This is a genomic window from Candidatus Poriferisocius sp. (assembly GCF_965204145.1).
Taxonomy (GTDB): Bacteria; Actinomycetota; Acidimicrobiia; order Acidimicrobiales; family Bin134; genus Poriferisocius.
Window position 1 is genome coordinate 617149 of sequence record NZ_OZ241977.1, and the last position, 11642, is coordinate 628790.

An 11642-nucleotide genomic window follows, 5' to 3' on the forward strand; every position below is an offset into this window, starting at 1 on the left:
CTTGGCCCCCAAACGAGCCCAGGAGATCCGCAGCGCATTCACCTCCTTCTTCGGCGAGCGGGGCCACGCCGTCCTGCCGTCGGCCAGCCTCATTCCCCGCGACCCCACGGTGCTGTTCACCGTGGCCGGCATGGTGCCGTTCAAGCCCTACTTCCTGGGCGAGGAGACCTCCCCCCATCCCCGGGCGGTCACCGTCCAGAAGTGCGTGCGGGCCGGGGGCAAGCACAACGACCTGGACGAGATCGGGCGCACCCGCCGCCATCTCACCTTCTTCGAGATGCTGGGCAATTTCAGCTTCGGCGACTACTTCAAGACCGAGGCCATCGACTGGGCCTGGGAGTTCGTCACCGAGGGCCTGGGCTTCGACCCCGACCGGCTGTGGATCACCGTCCACCTCAGCGACGATGAGGCCGCGGAGATATGGCGGGACGTGGCCGGTGTGTCTCCCGACCGGATCCAGCGGATGGACGAGGACAACTACTGGCGCATGGCCGACACCGGGCCGTGCGGACCCTGTTCGGAGATCTTCTTCGACAAAGGGCCGGAGTTCGGCCCCGACGGCGGCCCGGCCCACGGCGGGGATGAGCGGTTCCTGGAGTTCTGGAACCTGGTCTTCATGCAGTTCGACCAGCGTCCCGACGGCCAAGTCCCGCTGCCCAAGCCCAGCATCGACACCGGGGCCGGCCTGGAGCGGATTCTCACCCTGATCCAGGGGGTGGAGTCGGTGTTCGACATCGACGAGATGGCCGAGTTGGTGGGCGAGGCCTCCGCGGTGACCGGCGTGAAGCTGGGTGCGGCTGAGCACAGCGACGTCACCGTGCGGATACTGGCCGAACATGCCCGCACCATGACCTTCCTCATCTCCGACGGGGTGTTCCCCTCCAACGAGGATCGGGGCTATGTTCTGCGCCGCATCATGCGCCGGGCCATTCGCCGGGCCTACATGCTCGGGGTTACCGAGGTGGTCACCCCCAAGCTGGTCGACAAAGTGGTCGACATCATGGGCCAGGACTATCCCGACATCGCGGCCAACCACAGCTTCATTCGAGATGTGGTGGCCCGCGAGGAAGAGGGCTTCCGGTCTACCCTCGCCCAGGGATCCCAGATCTTGGACGACGCCATCGACCGCCTCGGTGACGACGAGCCCCTGCCCGGCGATCTGGCCTTCTTGCTGCACGACACCTATGGCTTCCCGGTCGAGGTCACCGAGGAGACAGCCCGGGAACGGGGAGTGGCTGTCGACCGGGCTGGTTTCGACCAGCACATGGCGAGCCAGCGCTCACGGGCCCGCGAGGACTTCGACGCCCGGCACGCCACCGCGGCCGATGTGTCGTCCTACGCCGCGCTGATGGCCGAACACGGTCCCACCGAGTTCAACGGCCGGGATTTCGACACTGCCGAAGCCGTGGTCCTGGCTGTCACCGACGACGGCATCGTCTTGGACCGGACTCCGTTCTACGCCGAAGCTGGTGGCCAGATCGGCGATACCGGAACGATCACCTCTCCGACCGGCAGGGCCGAAGTCGCCGATACCACCTACGTAGTCCCCGACCTTCACCTTCACCACGTGACGGCCGTCGACGGGCAGATCACCGTCGGGCAGACGGTGATCGCCTCTATTGACGCCGAACGCCGGGCCGCCATTCGGCGCAACCACACCGCTACTCATCTGCTGCACTGGGCGCTGAAGGAGATCCTGGGCGATCACGTCAAGCAGCAGGGCTCGCTGGTGGCTGACGACCGGCTGCGCTTCGACTTCACCCACTTTGAGGCGCTGACCGACGAGCAGATCGCCGAGATCGAGCGCCTGGCCAACGCCGACATCCTGGACAACCCCCAAACCCGCCACTATGAGACGTCTATGGCCGAGGCCATGGAGGCCGGAGCCATCGCCTTTTTCGGCGACAAGTACGGCGACCGGGTACGGGTGCTCGAGGCCGGGCCGCACTCCACCGAGCTGTGCGGGGGCACCCATGTACGGGCCTTGGGCGACATCGGCCCGGTCAAGGTCGTCTCCGAGGGCTCCATCGGGGCCAACATCCGTCGTATCGAAGCGGTGAGCGGCACTCGCCCGGTCGAGATGCTCACCGAGCGGGAGGAGATGCTGGCCCAGGCCGCTGAGCGGTTGGGCGTGCCCGTCGATCAGCTTCTGGTGGGGGCCGACAAGCGCATGGCCGAGATCAAGAGCCTTCGAGCCGAGCTGGCCGAACTGCGCCGGACGGCCTCGTCCGACCAGTCGGGAGACTTGGCCCAGCAAGCCGTCGATGGAGTGGTGGTGGCCGCCGTCGAGGGCGTGGATCGGGGCCAGCTGCGCGATCTTGCCATCGCCACCCGAGACCGACCCGGCGTGGACGCGGCGGTGCTGGGGGCGGCGCCCGACGGCGGCGGAGCGGCCCTGGTGGCCGCGGTGGCCGCCGACTGCGAGCTCAACGCCGGCGAGCTCATCGCCGAAGCGGCCGCCACCATCGGCGGCGGCGGCGGTCGAGACGCCAAACTGGCCATCGCCGGTGGCCGGGACCCCTCGCGGCTGGCAGAAGCCCTCGAGCAAGTGCGAGCTGCGGCTGGCATCGCGGGCTAGTGGTGGGTCGAGCGCTGGGAATCGACCTCGGCGAGCGCCGCATTGGCGTGGCGGTCTCCGATTCTGAGGGGCGGGTGGCCACCCCGTTGACCGTCATCAAGCGCTCTGGCAGCCGAAACCGAGACCATCAGAAGATCGCGGAGCTGGTCGACGAGTATGAGGCCGGTGCGGTAGTGGTGGGGCTCCCCCTGTCGCTGGACGGCGGGATCGGTCCGGCCGCCCTCGGTGCCCAGCACGAGGCCCAGCAACTGGAAGCAGCGCTGGGGGTGCCGGTGTTGACCCACGACGAGCGGTTGACCACGGTCATCGCCGAGCAGGCGCTGGCCGAGTCCGGGCTCAGCGGCAAGGCTCGCCGCCGCCGGGTCGACATGGTGGCGGCCTCGGTGATTCTCCAAGGTTGGCTTGATAGCACCAACTCGGAAGCACAACCATGAGAATCGACGCCTCACAGGGCTGGCTGGACTCCGCATGAGCACAGATGAGGATTGGGGCTGGTTGCCGCGAAGAACCTCTACCCTCACTCGGGTAATCATCCTGTTGGGCTTGATGGGCGTGGTTGTGCTGATCGCCACGCTGTTGATCAAGGGCTGGATCGACGATCGCCTCGACCCTCCGGGCGATGAGGGCCCCGAACTGGTGGTCAACGTCCCCCAAGGGGCGTCCATCAACGACATCGCCCGCATCCTCGAAGACGAGGGGGTGGTGGCCAACTCCACGGTGTTCCGCTACTACCTGCGCTATAAGGACGCCGGCGATTTCCAGGCCGGAAACTACGTCTTGAACGAGAACATGTCGGTGTGGCGGGCCAAAGACGTGCTGCTGGCCGGTCCCGACCCCGGTCCGGCTGTGGATGCCTTCAGGGTGGTGCTGCGCGAGGGCCTCACCCTGGCCCAGATACGAGACGAGCTGCTGGAACAGGTCCCCACCTTCGATGCCGAGGACCTGGCCGCGGCCATCGCCTTCCCACCGGTGCGCTCCGACTACCAGCCGGCGAACAGCACGTTGGAGGGGATGCTGTTTCCCGACACCTATCTGCTCGACGGGGCCACCGCTGAAGACGAGGCTGCCCTCGTCGTCCGTCTGATCCAGCAATTCGACTCGGTGGCTGCCGAGGTGGGCCTGAACACGGCCCCCGACACGGTGGGGGTGAGCTCCTACGAGGCAGTCATCGTGGCGTCGCTGATCGAAAAGGAGGCACTCATCGACGAAGACCGGGCCAAAATTGCCCGGGTGATCTACAACCGATTGGGCCTGGGCATGGAGCTTCAGATCGACGCCGCAGTGCGCTACGCGGTGGGCAAGCCGTCTGAGCCGCTGACCCTCGCAGACTTGCGGGTGGACAACCCCTACAACGTGTACAACCGAACCGGCTTGCCGCCTGGTCCCATCGCCGCTCCCGGACGGGCGTCGCTGGAGGCCGCGTTGAACCCCGACGATGGCTTCTGGCTGTTCTACGTCCGCACCGATGATCCAGGACCCGGTGCCCACACCTTCAGCAATACTTTCGAAGAACACGAGGCCGCGGTGGCCATCTGTCGGGAACGGGACTTGGGATGCTGATCCCCATCGGGCTGGAACCCGACGCCGAGGTCGCCGCCGGGGTGATCGGCTTTCCCGTTCGCCACTCCCTGTCTCCGACTATCTGCCAGGCCGCCTTCGATGAGCTGGGACTGGACTGGGTCTACGCCGCCTTCGAAGTCGCCCCAGGAGACGCCGGTCGGGCGCTTGACCACATGCGGGAGCGGGGCATGGCCGGTCTATCGGTGACCATGCCCCACAAAGCCGACGTGGCCGCCGCGGTAAACGAGCTGAGCCCCGCGGCCGCGGTATTGGGGGTGGTGAACTGCGTCGCCCGCGACGGCGACCGGCTCATCGGCCACAACACCGACGGCGCCGGGTTCTGCGACGCGCTGTTGGCCGAGGGGGTGGACCTGGCCGGGATCGGCTGCGCGGTCTTGGGCGCGGGCGGGGCTGCCCGGGCGGTGGTGGCCGAACTGGCCCGCCGGGGGGTCGGCGAGGTGGCAGTGATCGCCCGTCGGGCTGAGGCAGCCGCATCCGCCGCGGCGTTGGCCGGATCGGTGGGTACCACGGCCAGCCTGACCGACGTCGGGCAGTACCGCTTGGTGGTGAACGCCACCCCGGTGGGGATGGCTGAAACCGAGGGGGCCGGCAACCTGCCCCTTGATCCCGACCTCCTCCACGTCGGCCAGCATGTGGCCGAGTTGGTCTACAACCCGCTCCGGACTCCGCTGCTGGCCGAATGCCGACAGCGGGGTGTGGCCTCGTCCACGGGCGTGGGGATGCTGGTGTACCAGGCCGCTCACGCCGTTCGGATCTGGACCGGCGCGGAGCCCCCGGTGGATGCCATGACCGCCGCGGCCACCGCAGCGCTCAAGGGCAGATGAACCAGGCAGGCGCCGGTGCCGCGCGGGGGCGAATTCCATGAGCGAAGCAGCCATGGCGATTGCCGGGCTGGCCATCGGCTTCGTCGCCGGTCGGCGTCTTCTCCCGGTCCTCTGGAAGTTCCAAGTGCGCAACAGCCGATCTTTGCGGGTGCTGGTCACGGCGCTGACTGCACTGTCCCTAGGCATCGCGGGCGGCGTTCTGGGCACCACCTGGGATGTGGTCCCGGTGTGGGTGCTGTTCGTCGCCTTGGCGGGAGTCACCACGGTGGATCTGTTCCAGTACCGCATCCCCAACGCCATAGTGTTCCCCGCCGTTGCGGTACTGCTGTCGCTGATGACCCTCATCTCGCTGCTGCGACACCAGCCGGGGGCCATCGGGCAGGCGTGTGCCGCCGCCGGGCTCTATGGCGGCATCATGGCCATCCTGCACACCGCATCAGGGGGCAGCCTCGGGTGGGGTGACGTGAAGCTGGCTTTGCCGGTGGGTCTGGCGCTCGGATGGGTTGGATCTGGCTATGGCCAGTCGCTGCTGGCCGTGTTGATGGCCTTCGGTTTGGCCTCGGTTCTCGGGGCGGTCATGGGCGTCATCGTCTGGGGAATCCGCAAGTGGGGCATCGAACTCCTGCCCGACCCCCTGGCCGATCCCGACAACCCCCGCCCCACTGTCTTCCCGTTTGCCCCGTCCATGGCGGTCGCTGCCGCGGCCACCGTGCTGGCTGTTTATGCGGTGAACTGATCCCCGCCCCTTGATGCCGTTGCCGATAAGTGCTCTCAGGGCGACAGCAGCCCACTTGTAGTATCGCGTTGTGGAAAGTAGGCCCCATGTGGCCCTCATCGGGATGATGGGGTCGGGGAAGTCGACGGTGGGCCTTTGGCTGGCCCGCTCCGAGGGGCTTCGGTTTGTGGACCTCGACGCGGCGATCGAGGAGCGCGAAGGGCGCTCGATCTCTGAGATTTTCGCCGCGGACGGCGAGGAACGCTTCCGTGATATAGAGCAGGAAGTTCTGGCCCAATGTCTGGAATCTTCAGAGCAGCTGGTGGTCTCCTGCGGCGGAGGTGTTGTTCTGCGGCCCGAAAATCGGGCGCAGCTGAGAGACCGGGCATGGGTTTGCTGGCTGCGGGCCAGCATCGACACGCTGGGCCAGCGAGTGAGCTCCGGCGACAGCCGTCCGCTGCTGGGGGACGATCCAATCGCCGACCTCACGGCCATCAGCTCCGCCCGCTCGGATCTCTACACCGAGACGGCTCACGAGATAGTGGACGTGGACGGCCTGGAGGCTGAGCAGGTAGCAGAGCAGATCAGACGAGTCTGGCCCCGGCCGGTGGCGACCACATGACGGCCGAGACTGACCCCACCGACCCGATCCGGGTCCCCGTCGAGCTGGGGGAGCGGTCCTATGACGTCTGGGTCGGCCCCGGGGTTCGCCATCGCCTTCCCGAGGTAATTCCCCGCGAAGTGAGCCGGGTAGCAGTGGTCACCCAGGCCGCGGTGGCTGATGCTGGCATCACCGTGGACCCCGGTGTCGAGCACCGGGTGTTCATCACCGACAACGGCGAGCACATCAAAACGCTGGGCGCGGTAGAGGATCTGTGCCGGGAATTCGCCCAGTGGGGCCTCACCCGCCGCGACGCGGTGGTGGCCGTGGGCGGAGGTGCGGTCACCGATCTGGGTGGATTCGCCGCCGCGGTATACCACCGGGGCATCCGGGTGGTGTTCGTGTCCACCACCCTGTTGGGCCAGATCGACGCCTCGGTCGGGGGCAAGACCGGCGTGAACCTCCCCGAGGGAAAGAACTTGGTGGGCGCCTTCTGGCAGCCCACAGCAGTGCTGTGCGACACCGAGGCGCTCGACAGCCTGCCCCCCGAAGAGATGCGGTCGGGTCTGGGGGAGATGGCCAAGTACCACTTCATCGCCGACGCCAACCTTGATTCCCTGAACCTGCCTGAGCGCATCGCCCGGTGCGTGGAGATCAAAGCCGAGGTGGTGGCCGCCGACGAGCGAGAATCCGGCCGCAGAGCGGTGCTCAACTACGGCCATACCCTGGCCCACGCCCTGGAAGCCCACGGACAGTACGACCTCCGCCACGGCGAGGCGGTGGCGGTCGGCCTCGTCTACGCCGCCGAGCTGGCCCATCGCACCGGGCGCATCGACGCCCAGCGGGTGGCCGAGCACCGCCGAGTGGTCGGCGGCTACGACCTGTCTACCAGCCTGCCCGAAGGGGCTGATGCCGATGCCCTCGTCACCCTGTTCCAGCGCGACAAGAAGGCGGTGGACGGGGTGACCTTCATGCTGGACGGACCGGAGGGCATCCAACCCGTCGTTGGGCTGGAATCTGCCCTGCTGCGCGAAACACTGGAGGCCATTCGATGAGACGCATCTCCGTTGACCGGGAGGTTCCAAAATGAGCCAGTTGATCCTTCTCCTGTCAGGTCCGAACTTGAACCTGTTGGGCGATCGCGAGCCCGAGGTCTACGGCACCGACACCTTGGACGACCATGCGGCCACTGCGTCTGCCGCTGCCGATCGCCACGGGCTTTCCATAGAGCACCACCAGTCCAACGACGAGGCAACCCTGATCGACCACATCCACCAGGCCAGGGGCCGGTGCGCGGCCATCATCATCAACCCCGGCGCGTTCACCCACTATTCCTGGGCCATTCACGACGCTCTGGTGGCCTTCGAAGGCCCGGTGGTGGAGTTGCATCTGTCCAACCCCAACGCCCGAGAGCCTTGGCGCCACACCTCGGTGGTCAGCCCGGTGGCCACCGGCACCATCGTGGGCTTCGGCGGCCACGGCTACGAGCTGGCCGTCGAAGCGGTGACCGGGCTGCTGGCATGACCGACTCTCCAGTGCTCGTTCCCATGGACGTCGCCGGTCGGGCCGATCGGGTTCGGGCTTCGGCGGCCGACGCGGGTTGCGATGCCCTGCTGATCGCCAACCTGGTCAATGTCCGCTATCTCACCGGGTTCACCGGCTCGGCCGGACTGGCCTGGCTGGGGCCCGACGAGCTGGTGCTGGTAACCGACCGCCGCTACGACGAGCAGGCCGAGTCTGAAGCCAGCCAAGCCGGCGTGGACGTGCGGGTCGAGATCACCAACGACGCCCCCAAGGAGTTGCTGGCCGCGGCGGCCGGCGGCGTGGACCGCATCGGCTTGGAAGCGGCCTCGGTGAGCTGGGCCGATCAGCGGAAGTACACCGAGTGGTTCGGCGTTGAGCTGGTGCCGACCACCGGGGTGGTGGAGCGATGCCGTCAGACGAAAGACGACGGCGAGATCGACCGCATGGCGAAAGCCGCTGCCATAGCCGATGCCGCGTTGGCCGAAGTCCGACCCATGTTGGCCGGCGGGCCCACCGAGCAAGAGGTGGCGCTGGCGTTGGACAGCGCCTTTCGCCGCCGGGGGGCCGAGAAGAGCGCCTTCACCACCATCGTGGCCGCGGGCCCGAATGCCGCACTGCCCCACATCAGGCCCACCGACCGTCCGATCGGGTCGGGCGAGTTGGTGATCATGGACATGGGCGCGGTGGTGCACGGCTACCGGTCCGACATGACCCGGACAGTGGCCGTGGGCGAGCCCGATGCTTTAGCCCAGAGGGTGTTCGACACCGTGAGGGAGGCCCAGCAACTCGGAGTGGAGCAGGTGGCCGTCGGAGCGCCCATCTCAGAAGTGGACAAGGCCTGTCGGGAGCGCATCGGCGCCGACGGCTGGGGCGACGCCTTTGTCCACGGCACCGGCCATGGGGTAGGTCTCGACATCCACGAGCAGCCGTGGGTGCGGGCCACCGCCACCGAGCTGCTGGAGGTGGGCCAAGTGATCACGGTGGAGCCCGGCGTGTACCTGCCCGGCTTCTGCGGGGCCCGGGTGGAGGACACCGTGGTGGTCACCGCAGACGGCCCCCGGCGATTGACCCATTCGCCCAAGACTCTCGCTGTGGCCTGAAGGGGATAGGGCGGGGTCTACGGCTGTCCACTGTGGCCTGAAGGGGCAGGGTAGGCCAGACTTTGGCAATGCCCACGATCACCACCAACGACCTCAAGAACGGCATGACGCTGAACCTCGACGACGGCCTGTTCAACGTGGTCGAGTTCCAGCACGTCAAGCCGGGAAAGGGCGGAGCGTTCGTGCGCACAACCCTGAAGAACGCCCGCACCGGCGCCGTGCTCGACCGCACATTCCGGGCGGGCGAGAAGGTGGAGCGAGCCAACATCGACCGCCGGGAGATGCAATATCTGTACTCCGACGGCGAAAGCTACGTGTTCATGGACAGCGAGACCTACGAGCAGCTCCATGTGGGCGCCGACGTGCTGGGCGACGCGGTGAACTACCTGGTGGAGAACAACTCGGTGATCCTCGGCATGTTCGGCACCGAGATCGTGGGCACCGACCTGCCTGCCGCAGTGGAGCTGGACATCACCCAGACCGAGCCCGGCGTCCAGGGCGACCGGGTGTCGGGGGCCACCAAGCCGGCCACTTGCCAGACCGGCCTGGTGGTGCAGGTGCCCCTGTTCTTGAACCCGGGCGAGCGGATCAAGGTGGACACCCGCAGCGGCGAGTACATCAGCCGGGCGTGAGCGTCCCGGCTTGCTTGGCGCCTCCTCGGTGACATATGACCTCGTCCGATCCGCTGGTTGCCGGGTCCCAGCGCCGCCAAGTGAGGGAGCGGGCCTTGGGGCTGCTCTATGAGGCCGAGACCAAGGGCGTGGACATGGCCGAGCTGCTGGCCGCCCAGGAACTGCCGCTCGATCCCTACGCCCACACCCTGGTCACCGGCGTGGCGTACCACCAGGGCGACATCGATGCCCTCCTAGAGGAGCTGTCCGACCGCTGGCCGGTGTCGCGCATGCCCGCGCTCGACCGGGCCATCCTGCGCATGGCCAGCTTCGAGTTGTCTCACAGCACCGACATCCCCATCGCCGTGATAATCAACGAGGCGGTGGAGCTGGCCCACGACTATTCCACGCCTTCTTCGGCGGGGTTCATCAACGGCCTGTTGTCGCAGGTCGCCACCATGGTCCGGCCTTCTGAGGGCGAACAAGAGGACGAATAGAAATACCATCCCCGAACTGCACACCGGTCGGTGTATAGTTCCCGAAACACCCGTGAAGTGGGTCCGGCGAGGCCCATACGGACATGGAGGAAACTGAGTTTGGCTGAACGCGAGCGCCGGCGAACGCCCCCGTATGGGGGCGTTTTCATTGCCCGCACCCGGGTCATGGAGGCCGAAGACATCAAGAGGGCCACCTGGCGCATGGCCCACGAGATCATCGAGCGCAATCACGGCCTCGAAGGCGTAGTGCTCGTGGGTTTGCAGACCGGAGGGGTGTGGCTGGCCGCAGACATCGCCAGTGCCCTCAATGAGATCGAAGGAGTCGAGCCTCCCTTGGGCACCCTGGACGTGGCCTTCCATCGCGACGACATCGGCTTGCGCCCATTGCTGCCGGAGGCGCCCACCAAGATTCCGTTCAATCTCGACGGCCAAGCAGTGGTGATCGTCGACGACGTGCTGTACACCGGCCGGACCATCCGGGCCGCGCTCGACGCGCTGAACAGCTACGGAAGGCCGCGGACGGTGCAGTTGGCGGTGATGGTGGACCGAGGTCATCGGGAACTGCCCATCCGCCCCGACTTCGTGGGCAAGAACCTGCCCACTCGCCGCGACGAGATGGTGGATGCCCACCGCGACGGCATCGACCTCGGGGAGATTGTCAAATGAAGCACCTTCTCTCGATCAATGATCTCGGTGCTGAGGGTATCGATGAGGTGTGCCGGTTGGCCGACCACTTCACGGAAGTGTCGCAGCGGCCCATTCCCAAGGTTCCCGCCCTGCGGGGCAAGACGGTGGCCATGCTGTTCTATGAGGACTCCACTCGGACCCGGCTCTCGTTCGAGGTGGCGGCTCGGCGCCTCTCCGCAGACGTCATGGGCTTCAGCGTGTCGGCCTCTTCGGTCAACAAGGGGGAGTCGGTGCGCGACACCGTGGCCACTGTTTCGGCCATGGGTCCCGATGCCATTGTCGTTCGCCACCGGTCGGCGGGAGTGCCCCAGCAGACCGCGGCCTGGACCCATGCCAGCGTGATCAACGCGGGGGACGGCTGGCATGAGCACCCCACCCAGGCGTTGCTCGATTGCTACACAATCCGCGATCGGCTGGGATCGGTGGCCGGTCGGCGCATTGTCATCGTGGGCGACATCAAGCACTCCCGGGTGGCCCGCTCTTGCGTGATGGCGTTCACCGCGCTGGGGGCGAAGGTCACGCTGGTGGCGCCTCCTACCCTGTTGCCTCCGGAGGTGGGTTCGTGGCCGGTGGACATCAGCTTCAGCCTCGACGCCGTGCTCAGTGACTGCGACGTGGTGTACGGGCTGCGGGTGCAGAAAGAGCGCCAGTCTGAGGCCCTGCTGCCCTCGCTACGGGAGTACACCGCCCAGTGGGGGCTCACGGTGGCTCGCGCCGCCCGCCTGCATCCCGACGCGCTGGTTATGCACCCCGGCCCGGTGAACCGGGGTGTGGAGATCGCCCCCGAGGTACTGGATCAGCCCAATGCCACCCTTAATGAGCAGGTGCGTCACGGCGTGGCGGTGCGGATGGCCGTCCTCTATCTGCTGTTGGCCGCCGATCCTGATCTGCGCCCCGAGGGGGCCGGCACATGAGCCCCGAAGG

At 67.2% G+C, this 11642-nt stretch carries 13 protein-coding genes; all 13 read left to right on the forward strand.

Features of this window, described 5'->3' with window-relative positions; translation table 11 throughout:
- Position 1 precedes the first annotated feature (1 nt).
- Positions 2-2578, forward strand: coding sequence for an alanine--tRNA ligase (gene alaS, locus ACOGI7_RS02665; protein WP_419850384.1), 2577 nt, complete (start codon positions 2-4; stop codon positions 2576-2578).
- Entirely contained in the window at positions 2578-3012 is a 435-nt protein-coding gene (gene ruvX / locus ACOGI7_RS02670; RefSeq protein WP_419850385.1) for a Holliday junction resolvase RuvX, read from the forward strand. The genes alaS and ruvX overlap by 1 nt, the downstream gene beginning before the upstream one ends.
- Positions 3013-3046: 34 nt before the next feature.
- The gene (gene mltG / locus ACOGI7_RS02675; RefSeq protein WP_419850386.1) at positions 3047-4138 is read left to right on the forward strand and encodes an endolytic transglycosylase MltG; all 1092 of its coding nucleotides are present in this window, start codon (positions 3047-3049) and stop codon (positions 4136-4138) included.
- The gene (gene aroE / locus ACOGI7_RS02680; protein ID WP_419850387.1) at positions 4132-4983 is read left to right on the forward strand and encodes a shikimate dehydrogenase; all 852 of its coding nucleotides are present in this window, start codon (positions 4132-4134) and stop codon (positions 4981-4983) included. The genes mltG and aroE overlap by 7 nt, the downstream gene beginning before the upstream one ends.
- A gap of 37 nt (positions 4984-5020) precedes the next feature.
- Positions 5021-5719 carry a prepilin peptidase gene (locus ACOGI7_RS02685; RefSeq protein ID WP_419850388.1) on the forward strand — a complete coding sequence of 233 codons (699 nt, stop codon included), beginning with the start codon at positions 5021-5023 and terminating at the stop codon, positions 5717-5719.
- Between the two features lie 70 nt (positions 5720-5789).
- Positions 5790-6320: a shikimate kinase gene (locus tag ACOGI7_RS02690; RefSeq protein WP_419850389.1), complete on the forward strand. Its 531-nt coding sequence runs from the start codon at positions 5790-5792 to the stop codon at positions 6318-6320.
- Positions 6317-7354: a 3-dehydroquinate synthase family protein gene (locus tag ACOGI7_RS02695; protein WP_419850390.1), complete on the forward strand. Its 1038-nt coding sequence runs from the start codon at positions 6317-6319 to the stop codon at positions 7352-7354. The genes ACOGI7_RS02690 and ACOGI7_RS02695 overlap by 4 nt, the downstream gene beginning before the upstream one ends.
- Positions 7355-7385: 31 nt before the next feature.
- Positions 7386-7823 (forward strand): type II 3-dehydroquinate dehydratase, encoded by a 438-nt coding sequence (aroQ, locus tag ACOGI7_RS02700; protein ID WP_419850391.1) that lies wholly within the window; start codon positions 7386-7388, stop codon positions 7821-7823.
- The gene (locus ACOGI7_RS02705) at positions 7820-8923 is read left to right on the forward strand and encodes a M24 family metallopeptidase (protein ID WP_419850392.1); all 1104 of its coding nucleotides are present in this window, start codon (positions 7820-7822) and stop codon (positions 8921-8923) included. The genes aroQ and ACOGI7_RS02705 overlap by 4 nt, the downstream gene beginning before the upstream one ends.
- Before the next feature lie 68 nt (positions 8924-8991).
- Positions 8992-9555: an elongation factor P gene (efp, locus tag ACOGI7_RS02710; RefSeq protein WP_419850393.1), complete on the forward strand. Its 564-nt coding sequence runs from the start codon at positions 8992-8994 to the stop codon at positions 9553-9555.
- Positions 9556-9590: 35 nt separating this feature from the next.
- The gene (gene nusB / locus ACOGI7_RS02715) at positions 9591-10031 is read left to right on the forward strand and encodes a transcription antitermination factor NusB (RefSeq protein WP_419850394.1); all 441 of its coding nucleotides are present in this window, start codon (positions 9591-9593) and stop codon (positions 10029-10031) included.
- A gap of 99 nt (positions 10032-10130) precedes the next feature.
- Positions 10131-10697 (forward strand): bifunctional pyr operon transcriptional regulator/uracil phosphoribosyltransferase PyrR, encoded by a 567-nt coding sequence (gene pyrR, locus ACOGI7_RS02720; protein WP_419850395.1) that lies wholly within the window; start codon positions 10131-10133, stop codon positions 10695-10697.
- Entirely contained in the window at positions 10694-11632 is a 939-nt protein-coding gene (locus tag ACOGI7_RS02725) for an aspartate carbamoyltransferase catalytic subunit (RefSeq protein WP_419850396.1), read from the forward strand. The genes pyrR and ACOGI7_RS02725 overlap by 4 nt, the downstream gene beginning before the upstream one ends.
- Positions 11633-11642: the final 10 nt, after the last annotated feature.

Coding starts and splice junctions, on each gene's coding strand:
- mltG (WP_419850386.1), top strand. CDS start 3,047: ATGAGCACAGATGAGGATTGGGGCTGGTTGCCGCGAAGAACCTCTACC.
- aroE (WP_419850387.1), top strand. CDS start 4,132: ATGCTGATCCCCATCGGGCTGGAACCCGACGCCGAGGTCGCCGCCGGG.
- ACOGI7_RS02685 (WP_419850388.1), top strand. CDS start 5,021: ATGAGCGAAGCAGCCATGGCGATTGCCGGGCTGGCCATCGGCTTCGTC.
- ACOGI7_RS02695 (WP_419850390.1), top strand. CDS start 6,317: ATGACGGCCGAGACTGACCCCACCGACCCGATCCGGGTCCCCGTCGAG.
- aroQ (WP_419850391.1), top strand. CDS start 7,386: ATGAGCCAGTTGATCCTTCTCCTGTCAGGTCCGAACTTGAACCTGTTG.
- ACOGI7_RS02705 (WP_419850392.1), top strand. CDS start 7,820: ATGACCGACTCTCCAGTGCTCGTTCCCATGGACGTCGCCGGTCGGGCC.
- efp (WP_419850393.1), top strand. CDS start 8,992: ATGCCCACGATCACCACCAACGACCTCAAGAACGGCATGACGCTGAAC.
- nusB (WP_419850394.1), top strand. CDS start 9,591: ATGACCTCGTCCGATCCGCTGGTTGCCGGGTCCCAGCGCCGCCAAGTG.
- ACOGI7_RS02725 (WP_419850396.1), top strand. CDS start 10,694: ATGAAGCACCTTCTCTCGATCAATGATCTCGGTGCTGAGGGTATCGAT.